This is a genomic window from Rothia sp. CCM 9418 (assembly GCF_048512825.1).
Taxonomy (GTDB): domain Bacteria; phylum Actinomycetota; class Actinomycetes; order Actinomycetales; family Micrococcaceae; genus Rothia.
In genome coordinates, this window is sequence record NZ_JBLXXX010000003.1 from 220,956 (window position 1) to 240,660 (window position 19,705).

Consider the following 19,705-nt stretch of genomic DNA (forward strand, 5'->3'; position numbering starts at 1 on the left):
CTAATGCTTATTCGCTATCACTCAAAGGTTTATGTATGTCTTCTGATTCCACTGACGTTCTCTACTATGAACGGCTCTCCCCCGGTTTTGGTACGTGGCTAGTAGCTATTGGTGTGGGTTGTGCAAGTTATCTTGTTGCCGCCCCGATCAATATTCCTATTGGCATTGTGGTGGGTATTTTCATGATGCTTCTCATCGGTGGCGTTCTTTTTGTCTCTTCTCCAAGAATCGAGATTACGCCTCGAGTATTACGTGTTGGTCGGGCACAGATTGAACGCGAATATGTGGGATACGCTGAAGCGTTTTATGGTGATGCTGCGCGAGTTGTTGCAGGTCCAGCGTTAGATGGTCGTGCTTTTATGTGTTTTCGCGGTTGGATTGAGCCAAAAGTTCGAATCCATATTGTTGATCCGGCTGATCCAACCCCTTATTGGTTAGCTTCTAGCCGGCATCCTGAACGTATTGTTGAAATTCTCAATGAGGGAAAAGACGTTCCTGACAATCCTTTAGCTGAATCTTAAGAGTTCTGCAAACACTGGGGCGGGGAAGAAACCATTGGGTTTCTTCCCCGCCCCAGTATTTAAGTGGCGCCTGTTTTAGCCTTCACAATCAATGCAGTATTGCATTCCGCCGTCTTCATGAGCGATTTGTGAACGGTGACGCACTAGGAAGCAAGAACCGCAGGTGAATTCGTCATCTTGTGCGGGAAGAACAACGACGTTGAGTTCTTCGTTAGACAAATCAGCACCGGGTAGCTCAAAACTTTCAGCTGCCGCATTTTCGTCTTCGTCAACAGCACCTGATTGCATTTCTGAGCGATGATTATTGAGCTCTTCAAATGATTCTTCGTTGTTTTCTTCGTCCTGTTTACGAGGTGTGTCGTAGTCTGTAGCCAAAGTGTTTTTCACGCTCCGTGTGTTTAGGCATACCTTCCATCGTACGTTAGGGAAGTTTCTGCAGTCTGTGGGACAATGTTACCTGAGCTGAGTAAAGACGTATTACTTTAGTTTCCGGTAACGCGTAGCATTTTTCACGAAATATTGTCTGTTGTCTAGTAAGAAACAGCTATTTTTTGCTGTGGAAGCTATCTATTTTTTCTATTGGCTCTTATTTTGGGGGAAGAACCCTTATTTTTCGCGGTTTTCACGGGTGTAAATCTTTGAATATGTGACTTTTTTTACACCTTATGGAGAGTTTTGTGCTGGTGACCCCATATTAAAAACGTATTTTTTAGTTTTTTGAGTGGTTGTTTCCTGCGCGTTACGGGCGTCTCGGGGTAATCTTTTCTTGAACTTTATTGCCAACAAGGAGATAACATGCTTGAGCTGCGACTATCTGGTATCCATGATGACGGTGAGCACCTCGTCTTAGAATCTGTTCAGGGGGAACGTTATATTCTTCCTATCGATCAGAATCTACGGACCAGCATTGCTAAAGCTCGCCGCATTCAGCCTCTTCGCGGTCGCCCTGGCAACGGTGTTTTTGGTCCCCGTGATATTCAGGCTCGTTTCCGTCAAGGAGCAAGTGTTGAACAAATCGTTGAGGAATCTGGTTGGGAAGCAGAGCGCGTACGTCGGTATGAGTGGCCCATTATTGCAGAACGTGCCCATATTATCGCAGCAGCACGTGCTGTACGTATTTCTCCGGCAGTTCTATCTCATGGCCGTTCAGATGCTCCGGCTCTTTCCTTAGATGAGTTAATGGAGCGTGTTGGTGAAAAGTTCAACCTCCCTCTTGACGATGCTCAGTGGAGCACGTATCAGCAAGAATCTGGACAATGGAGCATTAGCGCTGATATTGAGCTAAGTGATGATGCGCAGCAGCGCATTCCGCAAACCGTCGTTTTCCCCGCACGATGGACGTATAACCCTGCAAATCAGAGCGTCTATGCGTCCAATGAGGCCGCTTATTTCTTGATGGAACGTGCAGACCCAGAAGACGCCCCAGTTCCCGGGATGATGTCTCATTCTCAGCATGACACTGCAGAAGAAGAGCCTCATACTACGGTGGAAGAATTTTCAGATATCTCAGTGCACTCTGACGAATCAGAACTTGCTAAGCGCCTTCAACAGTCTCAAACAGTAGATACTCCCCTCGAAAAATCACAGTCTCTTGACGGTGCAGGAACCCGTGACTTTGCATCTGCTAGCGAACGTAAACTTGCAGAATTGCTTGAACGCGCCCGTAGTAGCAGTACTCGCAAAAGTACTCGCACAGAAGAAGCTCTTAGTTCTTCTGAGCATCGAGAGGTGCAAGAGTCTCAGCCCACGAATGATGAAACACCTGCTGTTGAGAACACATCTGTTCGAGAAAATGTTGAGTTGCAAGAGGCGTCAACAACAAATGTTGGTTCTTCTGATGTTGAGCAACAGCGCAGGGCTGCGGATGAGGACTCTGTTGATTCATCTAAGCCTTCAGCATCTGACAGCGCTTCGAATGACAATGCTTCGAAGTCAGAAAGTTCTTCATCTCGTTCAAAGCGTACTTCTGTACCAAGTTGGGACGACATTATTTTTGGTAACCAGCGTCGTTAAAAGTCGCCAGTCAATATTTTAGGTATAACTGTATGAGTCATTCTTATTCCCCTAAGCATCTGTCAGATGTTGAAGAACCTGATCATATCCCTGATTTACCGACAGGTCCTAAAGTTACCGAACTTCCCCATAAAAAACATACGAGAACGGCCTTTCTTGGGTTTTTAGGGGTCTCTCTTTTGGGATTGTCTGTAGCCGCTTTTACGTTCTTTCCAATGGGCGAGACAAGTATCTCTCCTGCTGGTGAGAATACAACGCATACAGTGTCAGTTTCACCAAATGTGGATGCTACTTCTACCCCAAGCTCTACACCGTCTGTGACAGCGAGCCCTTCAGATTCTCCTACCCCATCTCTATCACCGACTCCGACTTTTTCGCCGACTCCTGAGGTTCAGGTTCCTCAAGTAACTGAAGAATTTGTTCCAGCTGAGCCGGTAGCGCCAGATGTTCCGGAGCCTATAGAAGAAGCCCCAGAAGTCGAGACTGATCCTGTTATTCCTGCTCAGCCTGTGGCTCCTGTTCAGCCGGTTCAACCTGTAGCTCCTGCTCAGCCTGTAGCGCCCGTTCAACCGGTGGCTCCTGTTCAGCCGGTTCAGCCTGTAGCGCCCGTTCAACCGGTGGCTCCTGTGCAGCCGGTTCAACCTGTAGCACCTGCCCAGCCTATAGCGCCCGCCCAACCTGTGGCTCCTGTGCAGCCGGTTCAACCGGTGGCACCCGCTCAGCCTATAGCGCCAGCTCCACCAGCAAACAACGTTGCCCCTGCACCGATTCAAAATCCAACACCAGGGCAAGGCTAACCCACACACGTTCAGGTTCTCTAACAGCCCGTCATCAGAGATAGAGCATTCTTGGGGTATAAAGACTCATATTTTTACTCTTTATCCGTAGAATGTACTATGAACGGTAAAGTCTTAAGACTTTGCCTCAATCACTAGCACATAGAGAGAACCACCCAGATAGGTACATATATGACCAACCCTCGACGTCGCGCTGATTCAACAGCTTCCGATGACTCTGAACATATAGATACATCATCAGAAGACACTGCACCATTAGAAAAGCACGAATCTGATAGCAACACCCCTGAAACAAAAAATACTCAGGATAAAAGTTCAGATGATGTATCAGCCCAGACAGAACCTATCACGGCTATCGCACAACCCGGTTATATTTATGTCACCGAAGATTCACTCCATACGGTGGAACAAGGCGCTGAAGACGATTCTCTCTCCCACCAATTGCTCAGAAACGGAACAATTTTTGAGAAGAAAAGCCTTGCCGAAAAAATTAGAGAACGCAACGAGCAACATGCTGAAGAAAAAGCTCGCAAACAAAAAGAAGCAGAGTATCGTGCTCGTCAAGCAGCTATTGCTGGGCTAACTGCACAAAAAGCAGCGAGGCAACGAGCTATCGCAACAGGATCACTTCACGAACGAGACGTCCTCACCCAAGCAGCCGCAGAATCCACTGCCGAAACGACATCACGCAAAGGGTTAGTATTCGGTGCTCTAGGTGTAGGCGCACTTCTTCTAGCTGGTATCGCCACCGTCTACGCTTTCAACCACGGTTCAGATAGCGTTACGCCGACGAACACTCACACTGTCGAAGAACCAGCCACAACAACTCCAACACCAAGCGCTTCACCTTCAGCAACGTTCTCCCCAGCCCCCGCGCCCACTCATACAGTTAAAAAGCCTGAAGTTAAATATCTTGACCCTACTCCTGCACCTGTAGCACCAGGAACTATTGAGTACGTAGACCCACCAGTACCAGAAGTTCCTATTGAACAAGCGCCACCGCCTGTTCTTGAACCTCAGCCACCTGTTATTCAAGAACCTGAGCCCAGCGTTCAGAGCGCAACCGCAGAGCCTACCCCCTCAGAAGAATCTGCCGAAAGCACTCCTGCACCTGAGCCAACAGCTCAAGAAAATACTCCCACCCAAGAGCCTACAGAAACTATTGAGCAGAACCCTACGACAGCACCAGCATCTTCATCGTTACCAGCACAGCCTCAGCCCGTTCCATCTGGGCCGTCTGCTCCTGCCGCAACACAAGATGATACGAAGAATACCGCTCCTACTGCTCCGGTAAGACCGCCAGAAGCAAATAACGTACCAACGCATGCCCCTGTGCAAGGAGGCTAAATAAATAGAGGGGAACACTTCAAAAAGTGTTCCCCTCTATTTACTGTGTAGGTAATACGCGTAATGGAACTGTTGTCTCTGTTTCTGTGAGAGAACCATGTTGCCCTACCATCTCAAATGCATGAGGTTTAGCACGACGTTTATCGTATAGGGCGATAGGTTCACGGCAAGCAATCAAAATATCACCGATGCGAGCGCGCGCATGATCTCGTACCTCAGAACCGAATAGTCCCTGTGCGCAGGCTTGTTCAGTATCAATAATCCAGGCTTTTTCTCCCCAACGTTCAGCCCAATCGTTGAGAGTTTTTTCTTTGGCAGTTTTGGAGTTGTCTTTAAGGTAGAGCTGAACCATTCGGGGTTCGCCTGCGGTAAGTCGTACGTTATCAATCAGATGTTGGTCGGCAGAATAGTCGTACCGGTGTTCGCGTTCGATATCGAGCATTCCGTGGTCTGCCGATAAAAGTAGTAACGTTTGAGCGGGGACTCTTTCTGCTAATTTTCTGAGCGAAAGATTTAGTTCTTCTAGCTGATAAAGCCATTGTGTGGAGCCTGTCCCAAAGCGATGGCCAGCTTGATCTATTTCTCCCCAATACATATAGACAAGAGATGGTTTTCGTGATGAGAGAAGACTCGTGCCAAGGGTTATTCTTCCAGTTGGTGCTTGAGCATGGAAGAATTCTCCTCCGCGTAATCCGAATTGGCTTAGCCCTGACTTTTGGTATCGGCTCAAGGAGACTGTTGCGACATTGCAATGTTTTTCGTAGCGTTCGAATACGGTGGGGTATGGTTGCCATTGATATGGGTCAATGGAGGTGTCCCACCCTGAGAGGTGGTTAACCACGGTGTCGTTTTCGGGGTTGCGTACTTCGTACCCAGCGACTCCGTGTATTCCAGGTGGTAAAGCTGTTCCAAAAGAAGTCAGTGAAGCTGCTGTGGTCGAAGGTATTGCGGAGTGTAATGTCCCTAAAGAAATAGATTTTTTCAGGTATGGCGCATACGAGGAATATTTTTGGAGAAGGTCTTCTCCTAGCCCGTCGACCATCACGACACAGATGCTACGGAATTTATGAGGATCGATTCCAGCTTGTTCTAAACGTTGGGCTAAGCCAATGGCGTCATGAGCGCCTTCTCCCCATACAGGGTGGGGGTCGGGTGTGATAGTGCGTTGTTTTACGAGTGTTCCGGCTGATTCGAAGAGGTCAGCGATAGTGGCGCTGCCGTAGGGTGCGGAAGCTGGCAGGGGTACTCCGCAATAATCTGTGAACATTGAGGTTATCTCCCTGCTTCTCGTTGCGCTTTTCTTAAGGCTTGCACAAAGTTACACGCTTGTCTCACAGATTCTTCTCCGTCAGCTGTTGAGCTAATACGTAAAGAGATATCTTCACATACCGCTAAACCTGTATACCCGTGGTTAGTTTGGCATTGAGGGTCAGGGCAATCTGCCGGTTGTAAGTCAAGGCGTTGAGCTCCTGTCCAAGCAATGTCAATGGACACTTCAGATGGAATAGTTCCGCTTTGGTATTCAGAAGAGTTCAGATATACATAGTTCGCAGATACAGATTTTAGATGTTCTATAGAAAAGCTCTCAACGCTTAGGTGTGTTGCTGTTTCATCTGGTTGGTGATGTTCGTGGTCATCGAGGTGCACTACTAGTAAATAGTGTTGGGTTAAGGCTAATACTGTGATGTGTCGGTGAATGGTACCGTGTTCAAAGTGAGTTTCTAGGTGAACTAGATGTGATTGGGGATCTTGCCCTATTAACCCATCTATTACCGCGTCTGTTGTCAGCTCTGGGTAAAATCCTAATCTGGTAATGGATTCTTCCAAAGATTTAAGACGAGGACTGCTCATATGGGTATCCCTCCAAGGTGTATAAGATATTTATTTATTGTAAACCGTACAGGTTCTAGTTCGTTGGTCATTGTTATGACATTCTTGGCTTTGGTATCCTCATGAGCGCATTTGCTGTTGTGTTGGTTCTTTCAAAGAACAGTATTCTCAGAACCGAACGGTAGAATGTTTATGACCCTACCCCGTCAGCTATTGAAGAGGTTTATATGGCCCGCCGCGGCACAACTCTGCAGGATGATTACCCTGAAGATATCGTAGAAAACATTGTCGATATTGATGTATCTTCCGAAATGGAAACGAGCTTTTTGGAGTACTCGTATTCGGTGATTTATTCCCGAGCTTTGCCTGATGCCAGAGACGGTCTCAAACCGGTACAGCGACGGATTTTGTATATGATGCAGCAGATGGGTTTGACTCCTGCTAAAGGGCATGTGAAAAGTGCTCGTGTTGTTGGTGAGGTGATGGGTAAACTTCACCCTCATGGTGATGGTGCTATCTATGATGCAATGGTGCGTTTAGCGCAGCCTTTTGCGATGAGGATGCCTCTTGTTGATGGTCATGGCAACTTTGGGTCTTTAGATGATGGGCCTGCAGCATCTCGATATACAGAAGCGCGTATGGCGTCTTCAGCTCTAGCGCTTACAGCAGATTTAGATGAGGATGTTGTCGATTTTGTTCCCAATTATGACAACCAATTGATGCAGCCTTCTGTTTTGCCCGCTGCTTTCCCTAATCTGTTAGTCAATGGTTCTTCGGGAATTGCAGTAGGCATGGCTACGAATATGCCTCCGCATAATCTTCGTGAGGTGATTGCTGGGGCGCGGTACCTGATTGAGAACCCTGACGCTACGCTTTCTCAAATCATGAAGTTTATTCCTGGGCCTGATCTTCCAACCGGCGGAACCGTTGTTGGTCTTGACGGTATCAAAGATGCTTATGCTCATGGTCGCGGTATTTTTAAAACACGTGCCAAAGCCACTATTGAGCAGGTTTCTGCCAGAAAACAAGGCATTGTGATTACGGAGTTACCGTATATGGTAGGGCCTGAAAAAGTTATTGAGAAAGTTAAAGATGGGGTTCAAAAAAAGAAACTTCTAGGTATCTCTGATGTAGCAGACCTGACAGACCGTAAGAATGGTTTGCGTATGGTCATTGAGGTTAAAAATGGTTTTAATCCTCAAGCTGTTCTTGCCTCACTATACAAATACACTCCTTTAGAGGATTCCTTTGGCATTAATAATGTTGCCTTAGTACATGGGCAGCCACAGACCCTCGGTCTTCTAGATCTTTTGCGTGTCTACGTTAACCATCGTATTGAGGTCGTTCGCAGGCGTACCGTGTTCCGTCTAGAACAGAAGAAAAAACGTCTTCATTTAGTTGAGGGTCTTCTCATCGCGATTATTGATATTGATGAGGTCATTCAAATTATTCGTTCTTCGGATGAGAGTTCTCAGGCTAAAGCCCGTCTCATGACGGTCTTTGATTTAAGTGAAGTTCAGGCACATTATATTTTGGAGGTTCGTCTCCGTCAGCTCACAAAGTATTCTCGTCTTGATTTAGAAAAAGAACGTGATGAGTTGCTTCATGCTATTGCAGAATTAGAGGATATCTTAACGCATGAGAAACGGTTACATACTGTTGTCTCTGATGAGTTGCAAGAAGTAGCAGATACTTATGGGACAGATCGACGCACGATTCTGACATCAAAAGATCGTTTAGCTGAAGAAATTGCTCAGGCAAAGAGCTCTTCTAACCAGAAGATTGCACGCGGTAGCCTAGCCTTAGAAATTGCGAATGACCCGTGTTGGGTTCTTCTTTCTACAACGGGGCGTATTGGTAGAAGTACGCCGTATCCTGATGGTCTTGTGGCACTCACAGATTCAACAAAACGTCTCAAACATGATGCGTTAGTTTCAGTGATTGCTACTAGTGCCCGTTCTGAGATAGCAGCAGTTACCTCATTAGGGCGTATGGTTCGGGTAAACGTTATGGATCTTGCTGTTCTTGAGAATTCTCAAGGGACACCAATACTTTCTAGTGGCGTTCCTTTAGACGAGATTGTTTCGTTAGGGCGTTCTGAAAAGATTATTGGGTTGGCTCCGCTTCATCAAATTATTGCTTTAGGCACCGCTCAAGGTGTTGTTAAACGAGTTAATCCTGATTACCCGCTCAATGCTGATAGCTGGGATATTATTGCGCTTAAACCTAAAGATCAGGTTATCTCGGTGGCAGTATGCGCACATGAGGATGATGTTCTGACGTTTGTGACAGAGCAGGCGAAGTTATTATGTTTCACAGCAGATAAGGTACGTCCTCAAGGCAAAGGTGGTAGCGGTATTGCCGGTATCAAACTAGCTGAAAAAGACCGTGTCATTGCTTTTGGTGTTACGCCTTCTCATAGTGATGCTGTTGTTATAACAGTTGCTCAAGGCGGTACTGAAGATAGCGCAAAAGTCACAGAACTTGAGCAGTTCCCGCAGAAGGGACGCGCCACCGGTGGCGTTCGCTGTCACCGTCTCTTATCGGGTGAGTCCTCTTTGAGGTTAGCTTTCGTTGGTCGCGGACCATTAAAAGCTGTTAGCCCTGCAGGTGTAGCACGAGCTGTTCCGACGGAGTTTTCTGCTCGTGACGATTCAGGTATCCCCCTCACCCAGTCTATTGCTACGGTAGGTTCCTCATATCAATACACTCAATGGTTGTTGCCGAACTCTGGAACAGAAGCGAACAGTAGTTCTTCTGGAGCAGAACAAACCTCCCAGAAAACTTCAGGTGAAGCTGAATTATCTCTTGAAGGAACACTCTTCTCGTAGAAAATAACGTGTTCTGCTACAAGAATGCCGTGGCTGCCCATGAAGATGAGTGGCCACGGCATTCTTGTATCTACGGGTTAGGGTGATAGTTCAACAATACGGTCGCAGGCTTCAATATCATCTCGTCGATGAGAGACTAAGACGACTGCTGGCGGTATTTGAAGACCGGAACCAGGCTGAGCAACATGTTTCATCGTGGCCGCATCTATTTTAGTTCCACGAGACACTTCTGCGATTAGAGCACGTGCTGCTGGGGCATCTAGATGTGCGGTCGGTTCATCCATCAAAAGAAGTGGAGACTGTGTCAATAAAGTGCGAGCAATCGCGATACGTTGACGTTGTCCGCCAGAAACATATGAACCTCCCGCACCAACGGGCGTGTTCAACCCCTCAGGTAGAGAACGCACAAAATCTCCTAACCCCACTCTATCTAAAACAGAGTACATTTCAGCTTCACTAGGGCGGTTCTTCGCCGAAGCTGCTAATGCTAGGTTATTCGCGATAGAAGATTCGAAAATGTACGCGGATTGTGGGCACCAGGCCGCATACCCCCGTAGATCCTCACTGCTTAGTTGTTCTCCGTTGACGCTAATAGCACCATTTTCTACGGGTAAGAATCCTAGCAATGTTGCTAAAGCAGTTGTTTTCCCTGCACCAGAGACACCAGTAATACCAAGCCATTGCCCAGAACGGATAGAGGCATTAAGTCCCGTGAAGACAGGCTCTTTCATGCCAGGCCAACGGGTTGCCACATTTTCCATGGACAAGGTAATCGGGGTGCCTAAACGTTGACGAGTTTGGGCAACATCTGTGGTAGTGTGCTCCGCTGAGTTTGTTTCGACGAGGGGGCGCATCCGTCGTACGAGTTCGGCTAATGCGGGCCATCCTCGGACTGCTTCGATATGTCCGGCAGTGCTTTCTCCCATGGCAGTACACATCAAAAGGATGATTGCAACTAGCGGCCCAGTCAGTTCTCCAGAACGAACTTGTGCCCAGGTGATGACGATGGTTCCTATCGCAGCACCCCACCATGTCACGATGGTCAAGGCATGCCCAAAACCGCTAGCTTTTGACCCTGCAAGGATTGATTCGACGTTACGTTGGTCTTTTTCTTTGAATGCTGCAGCAGCTAGATAGTTCAGGCCGTTAGCGCGAAGGTCTGCCGCAGCGTCAAGAGTTGAGACCCCTAAACGTAATAATTCTGAGGTTGAGAATCGGGCAATAGCGTCAGCGCGATGATCAGTGTATCGAACCAATGCTGGTATGACCAGCGTAGAAATAACTGCTGCACATAGAACGATGGGGGTAGCTATAGGAGCAACACTCAACGTAACGACAACAGCCAAAATCATCACCGTCACATGAGAGCCAACAGGAAGAATGACTCGTGGTAAGGCGTCTCGTAGTTCGTCAATATCGCCAACAAGACGGTTAAGAATTCGGTCTCCGCGAAGAAGCGAACGTAAAGATAGTACGGTTCGTCCGGCAGAGTCCCAAGCTCTCACTCTTAAAAAGTTCGCTGCTTTGAGCACAAGGTCATGTGTGCGTAAACGTTCTACATAACGAGTGCAAGCTCGCCCAAGTCCAAAGAAGCGTACTCCGACGATGGCGACCATGAGGTACATAATGGCAGGCTGTTCTGCGGCTCGTACGATGAGCCAGCCAGAAAGTGCCGTCAGCATAATAGAAAATGATAGAGCTAAAGCAGATAAGATAATAGGCATCAAGCTCTGCTTGAAGGTGATACCTGTCAAGGAACGTATATCTTTGAGCGTTTGAAGAACCGAACCACGTGGCTGTCGGTACGTTAAAGAATGGGGTCGCTGAGTTTTCTTCTCGGGTGCTGCCTGAGGATTCTCAGCTGAATGTTGCCGCAAAGATTCTTTAAAGCTTTCGACGTCCCATCCCATAGAGGTGCTACGGCTCATAGTCCACGATGTTGCGGTTCCTCGTTCATCAGTTGTGGCGTCAAGACGGAAATCGGTGCGTCGTGCAAGGTCTTCGTCGTGAGTGACGATAAGTAGTGTAGCCCCCGTGGTAGCTAAAGCAGCTAACGAAATATTGACGCGGTCTGATGCGATTGCATCAAGGTGGGCTGTTGGTTCATCAACGAGAACGGTAACCTTTTCGCCGATTCGTTCTAATGCGTCCACACGAGCCAGTGCTCGCGCAATGACTAGACGGCGCATTTGGCCGGCGCTCAAAGATTCTGGAGCGAGGTCGGCGAAATCTTCTAACCCCACCACTCGTAGGTATTGACGGTATCGTTCACGTCCGCGTGCGGATAGAGAGAGAGGGCCGGTTTCGCTCAAAAGTTTGAGTACGGCGGCAAAGTCTTCTTCGCTATCAACGACGGCGGGGAATCCGTAAAGTGCAACTTCGTTAATCACTGAGGTTGCGATAAAGGCCGGTGATTGGCTCACCCATACGATAGATCCGGTGCCACGTACTTCACCGCTGACCTGTAGGGATTTGCGAGAGCCAGTAGGGATTAGCCCGTCAGCTACGGCACCGTTGATAACCCCCAATAAGGTAGATTTTCCGCAGCCAGAAGGTCCGGTAATGCTGACGGTACTTCCATGCGGAACGGTAAAGCTCACGTCGTGTAGAACTTGGCTTCGTCCGGGATATGTGACGCAGACGTTTTGGATGCTTAGTTCTTCTCCGTCAAAGAACGTTTTCTCTTCGGGGAGAGGACGGTCGATGATACTCTGGGCACGTCGTAGAGCAGCTACGCCATCCTCAGATTGATGGTAGGCGCTACCTACGTCGCGTAATGGCTGATAGCATTCGGGAGCTAAAAGTAATGCTAGTAGTGCCACATCCAGACCCATATTTCCGTGGACTAGGCGGACACCAATAAGTACCGCAATGACCGCGATAGAAATGGTGGTGAGTAGTTCAAGCCAAAAAGATGAAAGAAACGCTGAGCGTAGTGTGAATACTGTTGTTTTACGGTACCGCTCCCCTAGCTCTGCTAGAGCTTTTGACTGGGCACGAGCACGTCCAAGCCCAACGAGAACGGGTAGGCCTTTAACGAGTTCAACGATATGGTCAGACAGACGCAGTAGTTCTTGTTGAGCTTTTTCAGTATCTTTTTTCGTGGTTTTGCCGATGAGCACCATGAATACTGGTATTAGGGGCAATGTTGCGATGATGACTATTGCGGAGGTTAAATCGTAGAACCCTAAGACGCAAAGAATCATAATCGGCGTTACCGCGGTGCTAACAAGTGCGGTAAGAGTTTTTGTGTAGTAGTCGTCGATAGCGTCGAGGCCTCGAGAGATGAGCACTGCTGTTCCGCCAGTACCGTCTGGGGTGTCTACTCCTCCGGTGGCAAGGACTCTTTCAATCAGTTGTGCACGGATAGTTGATTTTGTTCCGGTGGCTGCACGTTGCGCGAAATAGCTCAGCGCCCAGTCGCTTGCTGCACGTAATACTAGTGCGATGAAAGCAACGAGTAACAGCATCATAACGGTTGGTTTTTGCCCGAAAGTTGCGAGCCAGATGCCGTCTAGGTGTGCCTCAGCATTACCACCAAAGATTGCTTGCTGACGGTCGTAGTCGCTGGTAAAGATTTGATTCCGGTGTATTGCAGCATAGGTGAGCCTAGCCATATAGGCGATGGCTGTGCCGAGGACAGCGGCAAAAAGGACTGTAGCACTCGTTTTTATGATGGTGATGAGCGCAAAGATGCCGAGGTTGGTTGTGGCGTTAGGCCCCAGTGGAGGACGCTTATCCATAGATAACGATGAACTTTCAGGTATGAAGATTTCGATAGATGTTCTTTTTGAAGTCTACCTTTGAAAAATATATTTTTCTGGTGAATGGGCAGAAGGTTTTATTGTGATGTCAGTGATGAGTGATAGATGAAAGCGGGTGCGCCTATGATTCATAGGCGCACCCGCTTAATCTTGAAGTAGCGTTTTAGGCGCTATTTCTGAGCCAGCAGTGTTTTAGTGGCTTCCTTTAGACATGGTTGCTAGGTCAGTAGCGTCATGTGCATCGGGGATATGTTCTACGGTCAGACGTTTACGGAACATGTAGTATCCCCATGCCTGATACAAGATGATGAAAGGCAACATCAGACATGCTAACCACGTCATGATCGTCAAGGTATAGGGAGAGCTTGAGGCGTTAGCGACGTTCAGGCTGTAGGCTGGGTCCAATGTTGAGGGGAAGACATTGGGGTATAGCGCTAGGAAGATAGCTAGAGCACCAGCCGTGATGAACAGTGAAGTTCCGACAAAGGTCCAACCTTCACGTCCTGCACGTGCTTTGAGGTATGCAAATGCGCAGCTAATAACAGCAAAAACAACCATGGCCCAAGAGAGTATTCCGGCGCTAATACCGGTGAATTGTAGGTAAAGCACCCAGATAACGCAGGGCAGAACACCTAATGGCATGAGCCGTACTAGTGTTTTACTCGCACGGTAACGCACTTCTCCGTCTGTTTTGAGGGCGATAAAGGCAAGCCCTTGTAGATACGAGAAGAGGACAATTCCGAGTCCACCGATATAGGTGAAGGGGTTGAATATCCAAGTGAATGCTCCAACGACGTCGCCGTTTTCGTTGATGGGCAGTCCGGTTGAGGTGATTCCAAGGAGTGCACCGACAAGGAAGGCGAGGAAGAAGGAGGACACGGAGATGGATGCGTTCCAGAAGTTAATCCACTTTTCGGTATTCTGTTTTCCGCGGTAGTCGATAGCTACCACTCGTAGGATAAGGAATACGAGCGCTAGTGTGAGTGGGATGTATAGCGCGGAGAAGAGTGAGGCATACCAGAAGGGGAAGGCTGCAAAGGTTGCGGCACCTCCGGTTACAAGCCAGACTTCGTTTCCGTCCCACACAGGGCCGATGGTGTTGAGAAGAAGTCGTTTTTCTTTTTCGTTTTTTGAAAAGACTTTTGACATCATCATGCCGACACCGAAGTCAAATCCTTCGAGGATGAGATATCCAATCCAGAATACGCCGATGATAATGAACCATATAGTAGGAAGCAGAGGCTGGTCAGCGAAGATGTTCATAGTGTTCGTCCTCTCTTCTTAGTATGCAAACGCGAGGACGTCGCGTTTTTCATCGTGGTTGGTGTCTTCGTCGTCTTCGAGTAGTTCAGGCATGGATGCCACGATACCGGAGCGGACGTATTTGGTGAGCAGGTATATCTCAACGATTGCGAGGACTCCGTAGAGTAGTCCTAGCGTAATCAGCGAGAAGAGGATGGTTCCTGCTGATACTTCTGGCGAGACACCGGCGGCGGTGAACATCATAACAGCGGTGTCGCCTTGGAAGTTTGGTGCAACAACGAATGGTTGACGTCCCATTTCGGTGAAAATCCATCCAGCGGCGTTGCCAAGGAATGGGAACCATAGTGCTACAAGCTGTAGGTTCTTGATGCCGTTGGATGCGGGAACTGTGCCGGTACCGTTTTTGCGGGTTATCCATAGCGCGTAGATAGCCATCAATGCGCTCATACCACCGAGTGTGAACATGCCACGGAAGCCGTAGTAGGTAATTTCAACCAGCGGTGTGTATTGAATTTCTTGTCCTGCGTACTCGCCGTAAACTTCTGGCTGGTTAGGGTAGTGAGTTCCTAGCTGTTCGCGGTATTCCTTGAGGAGGGTTTCGACGCCGGGTACTTCTTCTGTGAAGTTTTCGTGAGCAAGGAAGGAGAGCAGACCAGGAATTTTTAGGACAGTATGGATATCTGCACAGTTCTGGCTACCGGGGTTGGTGCTGTAGGAGAAGAGGGAAAACGCTGTGGTGTCTTCGCAGGCGGCTTCTGCAGCTGCCATTTTAAGTGGCTGTTGTTGAATCATCAGCTGGGCTTGTGCGTGGCCGGTGAAGGCGGTTCCGAGGAATCCGACGAGGGCTACGATTGCGCCGAAACGTAGGGCGTAGCGCCAAGCGTGAAAATCTTCTTTGTCGCGAATGCCTTCAGCGCGTTCACCGATGACGACTTTTCCGTCAACGACGGTGTCAATTCCGTCTTTACGGCGTTTCCAAAGATGCCACCAAGAGATACCGACGAGGAAGGCTCCACCGACGAGTAGTGCACCGGTAATAACGTGTGGGACGGTGAGTACCGCGGTGATGTTAAAGAGCACGGCGAGAATGTCGGTCATGACGGGGCGTCCATCAACCATTTCTACGCCGACGGGGTGTTGCATCCAAGAGTTTGCTACAAGGATGAAGTATGCAGAGATCCAGGTACCGATAACGGCGATGGTGATAGTCCATGCGTGAATTTTAGGTGAGAGTTTACCCCAGCCGAAGATCCATAGTCCGATGAAGGTGGATTCGAAGAAGAAAGCGAAGAGGCCTTCCATTGCTAGGGGGGCACCGAAGACGTCGCCGACGAATCGTGAGTAGTTGCTCCATGCCATGCCGAATTGGAATTCTTGGACAAGGCCCGTTGCGACGCCCATAGCAAAGTTAATGAGGAAGAGTTTTCCCCAGAATTTGGTGAGACGTTTAAATCGTTCACTTCCAGTTTTGACGTATTTCCAGTGGAAGTACGCGACAAGAGGGCCGAGACCTAGTGTCAGAGGCACCATGAAGAAGTGGTATACGGTGGTGATGCCAAATTGCCACCGTGCTATAAGTAGTGGATCCACTGCTTGTATCCTTTTATAAACCTTAATGTGTGAGCCGTGAGTTGTTGAGACTCACGCTTTATCACATTTAGATTACGGTGTGTTGCAAGGTTTGTCTTATAGTCGTTTACACCCTGTCATTTACTCTTTTAGGTTGGGGACTTGACGTTGCTCTAAAGGTTATTTTCACAGTAAGCACTTTTTACGTCTTGGGCTTTTTTCAACAATTGACAACACTCCCCGAAGCATCAACATTTACCCTAGTCAGACAGTGTTATTTGGGTGCTTCAAAGAGTTTTTAGCCAATGAGAAAAAGTAGATTTGAAACTATCTCGTAAAGATTTTCCACCCGTATATTGACACCTTTATACAATCTGTCATGAAACACCATAGAGAATAGTGGTGATTTTTTTCATAAAAATTATTACACTTTATCTCTACTCAAACACCAGCGTGTCGCAAAGCAAAAGGACGCAAGCACTCATCCACGCGGACCAAGAAGCCCTAAACGAGCAACACTCTCGCGCTCTAAAAATAATTCATCGACAGAACGACGCACATACTCTCTCGAGAACTCATCTTCTAACAATCCCGGAATAATCTGCCACTGCCCACGAGAACACAACACAGGAAAAGAACAAAATACCCCAGGAGCAACACCATAAGAGCCGTCGCTCGCAACAGCCATAGATGTTTGAACAGGCTCTGAACCCAGCCAAAGACGCATATGTTCAAGCATTGCAGAAGCAGCGGAAGCGGCTGAAGAAGACCCTCGCTTTTGAATAACCTCCGCACCACGATCAGCAATGCGAGAAATAAACTCCTCCTCAATCCATTGAATTCCTTTACCTTGCTGTTTTAGTGCGTCAACTACAGCTATACCGTCAACCGTGGCATGAAAAATATCTGGATATTGCGCCACAGAATGATTACCCCAAATACTTACACCAGCAATCTTTTGCACTTCAACCGCTAACGTCTTCGCAATCATTGACTGCGCACGCTGATGGTCTAAACGAGTCAATGCACTAAAACGGCTGAGCGGAATATCTGGAGCAAAAGAAGAGCAAATCAAAGCATTAGTATTCGCAGGATTCCCCACAACTACTACCCGAAGTTGAGAAGAAGCCTGTTCATTAAGCGCTTGACCCTGCACCGAAAAAATACCGGCATTAGCTTCTAGAAGATCAGCCCGCTGCATACCTTGAGTACGAGGGCGTGCCCCTACCAATAAAGCGATATCTGTTCCATCAAATCCTTGATAAGGATCATCATAGATGTTGATAGAAGAAAGATGCGAAAAAGCACAATCTTCCAGTTCCATAGCCACCCCCTCAAGCGATGACATCGCTTGAGGTAGGTCTAAGAGATTGAGCCGAATTTTTGTGTTAGGGCCGAGCCACTCCCCTGAAGCAATACGAAAAAGTGCGGCGTACCCAATGTTCCCAGCAGCTCCAGTAAGTGTTACCGTGACGACGTTGTCAGAATATGAAGAAAGCATAACACCATACTATAGTGTTACAGCTCACTATCATAGCGGTTGAGGTTAAATACCTCGCCAAGTCCTTCTAATCAGAATCTCCTAAACATCAATCTGATCATCAGATAATTTATGGGCACTGTTAATAATGAAATCCTTACGCGGAGCAACCTCTGAACCCATCAACAAAGAGAAAGCCTGTTCAGCAGCTTGCGCATCCTCAATACGAATACGACGCAACATTCTATGGCGAGGATCCATCGTCGTCTCCGCGAGCTGGTCAGCATCCATCTCACCCAACCCTTTATATCGTTGAATCGGCTCTTTATAGTTCTTTCCTTCATCTTCTAAACGGCGCAACAGTTCTTCTAACTCACGTTCAGAATACGTATAAATCATCTCGTTAGCCCGTCCACGATGGATGACTTCAACTCGATGCAACGGAGGCACCGCAGCATAAACTCGACCGGCTTCAACCATAGGGCGCATATAACGATAGAACAAGGTCAAAAGCAAAGTACGAATATGTGCGCCGTCAACGTCAGCATCCGTCATCATCACAACCTTGCCATAACGGATACTTTCGACATCAAAGGTTCGACCAGAGCCTGCACCAAGAACCTGAATAATTGCGGCACATTCAGCATTAGCTAACATATCCGTCAGTGAAGCTTTCTGAACGTTCAGAATCTTTCCGCGAATCGGCAAAAGAGCCTGATAACTTGACGAACGAGCCAGACGCGCTGTTCCTAGAGCAGAGTCTCCCTCAACAATAAAAAGTTCAGAACGAGCGACATCGTGAGAACGACAATCCACAAGTTTCGCGGGCATAGAACTTGTTTCTAAAGCATTTTTTCGCCGCTGAGTCTCTTTATGAACTCGCGCTGAGATACGTGATTTCATCTCAGCCACAACTTTTTCGCTTAAGGAATGAGCTTGCTGTTTATCAGCACGAGCTGTCGCTTTAAGTTTCTGGGCTAGTTGAGTACTCACAATTTTCGAGACAATCTGACGCACCGCAGAGGTACCAAGAATCTCTTTTGTTTGTCCTTCAAATTGCGGTTCCGCTAAACGAACAGTGAGTACCGCTGTTAGTCCAGCAAGAATATCGTCTTTTTCAAATTTATCCTGAGCACCAACTTTATATTTTCTGGCATTATCACTCAGATGTTTTCTAAAGGTCTTCAAAAGCCCTTGTTCAAAGCCTGTTAGGTGAGTGCCGCCTTTAGGGGTAGAAATAATGTTAACGAAAGAACGAACAGTCGTGTCATATCCAATCCCCCACCGCAGGGCAATATCAACTTCACATTCACGTTCCACTTCTTGAAGCTGAGAATGCCCTTCTTCATCCAGAACAGGAACAGTTTCAGTAAAGGTGTCACGCCCTTGAAAACGCCAAATATCTGTCACAGATGAATCATGCCCAAGATACTCAACAAATTCAGAAATACCACCATCATGGTGGAACACTTCTTCGTAGGTGTCGTGTTCGCCTGGAGTGCCAGCTAGCCGACGTTCATCACGAATGGCGATGCGTAGACCCGGAATGAGAAATGAGGTTTGGCGAGCACGCTGAGCAAGTTCCTGATAACTGAACTTTGCATCTGGTGTAAAAATCTGTGGATCAGCCCAGTAGCGTACGCGGGTTCCGGTCACACCTCGTTTAGCTTTGCCAATAACAACTAAGGAATCGTTTTCTTTTTGTGAAGGGGTAAAAGACGCTTGTGGTGTTGGTGTCCGCCCGTCTTTAAACACTCCAGGGATGCCGTGACGGAAACTCATTTGGTAGGTTTTCCCACCACGGTCTACTTGCACATCTAACCGGCTTGATAAAGCATTAACAACGGAAGCGCCAACACCGTGCAGACCGCCAGAGGCAGCATAGGAACCTCCACCGAATTTTCCGCCAGCATGGAGTTTGGTGTACACCACTTCCACACCGCTCAGTCCGGTGCGAGGTTCGATATCGGTCGGGACACCTCGCCCGTCGTCACGAACTTCTACTGAGCCATCACGGTACAGAACAATGTCGATGGATTGCCCGTATCCGGCAAGAGCTTCGTCTACAGAGTTATCAATAATTTCCCAGAGGCAATGCATTAAACCACGAGAGTCGGTTGAACCGATATACATACCGGGGCGTTTACGTACGGCTTCGAGCCCTTCGAGGACGGAAAGGTTTCGAGCGGTATATGAAGAGGTTGCCACGGTGTTCTCCCTAGTTGAGCAGAGTGGTTACTGACCTACCCATTTTAGGTTCTTTATTCTTTCTATGCACCTTGAAATTTTT

The 19,705-nt window shown here is 47.9% G+C and carries 13 protein-coding genes; 5 read left to right on the forward strand and 8 right to left on the reverse strand.

The annotated features are described in order from the left end of the window. The first annotated feature begins 35 nt into the window (after positions 1-35). A complete protein-coding gene (locus ACN083_RS05570; protein ID WP_419101842.1) occupies positions 36-521 on the forward strand; it encodes a DUF3093 domain-containing protein in 486 nt (161 codons plus the stop codon). 75 nt (positions 522-596) lie between these two features. On the opposite strand, the gene ACN083_RS05575 is transcribed toward ACN083_RS05570, so the two are convergent. Next, positions 597-896: a DUF4193 domain-containing protein gene (locus ACN083_RS05575; RefSeq protein ID WP_419101941.1), complete on the reverse strand. Its 300-nt coding sequence runs from the start codon at positions 894-896 to the stop codon at positions 597-599. A 420-nt stretch (positions 897-1,316) separates the two neighbouring features. Here ACN083_RS05575 and sepH point away from each other — a divergent pair, with 420 nt between their 5' ends. The 3 genes from sepH (at position 1,317) to ACN083_RS05590 (ending at position 4,678) form a co-directional block, all read left to right on the forward strand. Then, a complete protein-coding gene (sepH, locus tag ACN083_RS05580) occupies positions 1,317-2,534 on the forward strand; it encodes a septation protein SepH (protein ID WP_419101843.1) in 1,218 nt (405 codons plus the stop codon). Between the two features lie 32 nt (positions 2,535-2,566). Then, positions 2,567-3,331 carry a hypothetical protein gene (locus ACN083_RS05585; protein ID WP_419101844.1) on the forward strand — a complete coding sequence of 255 codons (765 nt, stop codon included), beginning with the start codon at positions 2,567-2,569 and terminating at the stop codon, positions 3,329-3,331. A gap of 171 nt (positions 3,332-3,502) precedes the next feature. Then, on the forward strand, positions 3,503-4,678 hold the full coding sequence (locus ACN083_RS05590) for a hypothetical protein (protein WP_419101845.1): 1,176 nt from the start codon (positions 3,503-3,505) through the stop codon (positions 4,676-4,678). A 40-nt stretch (positions 4,679-4,718) separates the two neighbouring features. Here ACN083_RS05590 and ACN083_RS05595 read toward each other — a convergent pair whose 3' ends face one another. Next, a complete protein-coding gene (locus ACN083_RS05595) occupies positions 4,719-5,945 on the reverse strand; it encodes an alkaline phosphatase family protein (protein WP_419101846.1) in 1,227 nt (408 codons plus the stop codon). A 5-nt stretch (positions 5,946-5,950) separates the two neighbouring features. Further along, the gene (locus ACN083_RS05600) at positions 5,951-6,529 is read right to left on the reverse strand and encodes a DUF5998 family protein (protein WP_419101847.1); all 579 of its coding nucleotides are present in this window, start codon (positions 6,527-6,529) and stop codon (positions 5,951-5,953) included. 206 nt (positions 6,530-6,735) lie between these two features. Between ACN083_RS05600 and ACN083_RS05605 the strand changes: the two genes are divergently transcribed. Next, positions 6,736-9,339, forward strand: coding sequence for a DNA gyrase/topoisomerase IV subunit A (locus tag ACN083_RS05605; protein ID WP_419101848.1), 2,604 nt, complete (start codon positions 6,736-6,738; stop codon positions 9,337-9,339). Between the two features lie 77 nt (positions 9,340-9,416). On the opposite strand, the gene cydC is transcribed toward ACN083_RS05605, so the two are convergent. From cydC to ACN083_RS05630, 5 genes are all read right to left on the reverse strand, one after another. Further along, positions 9,417-13,082, reverse strand: a complete 3,666-nt coding sequence (gene cydC, locus ACN083_RS05610; RefSeq protein WP_419101849.1) for a thiol reductant ABC exporter subunit CydC — start codon at positions 13,080-13,082, stop codon at positions 9,417-9,419. 213 nt (positions 13,083-13,295) lie between these two features. Then, entirely contained in the window at positions 13,296-14,366 is a 1,071-nt protein-coding gene (cydB, locus tag ACN083_RS05615; protein WP_419101850.1) for a cytochrome d ubiquinol oxidase subunit II, read from the reverse strand. Between the two features lie 18 nt (positions 14,367-14,384). After that, a complete protein-coding gene (locus tag ACN083_RS05620) occupies positions 14,385-15,956 on the reverse strand; it encodes a cytochrome ubiquinol oxidase subunit I (protein ID WP_419101851.1) in 1,572 nt (523 codons plus the stop codon). 460 nt (positions 15,957-16,416) lie between these two features. After that, positions 16,417-17,436, reverse strand: coding sequence for a malate dehydrogenase (locus ACN083_RS05625; protein ID WP_419101852.1), 1,020 nt, complete (start codon positions 17,434-17,436; stop codon positions 16,417-16,419). An 81-nt stretch (positions 17,437-17,517) separates the two neighbouring features. Then, a complete protein-coding gene (locus ACN083_RS05630; protein WP_419101853.1) occupies positions 17,518-19,623 on the reverse strand; it encodes a DNA gyrase/topoisomerase IV subunit B in 2,106 nt (701 codons plus the stop codon). Positions 19,624-19,705 lie beyond the last annotated feature (82 nt).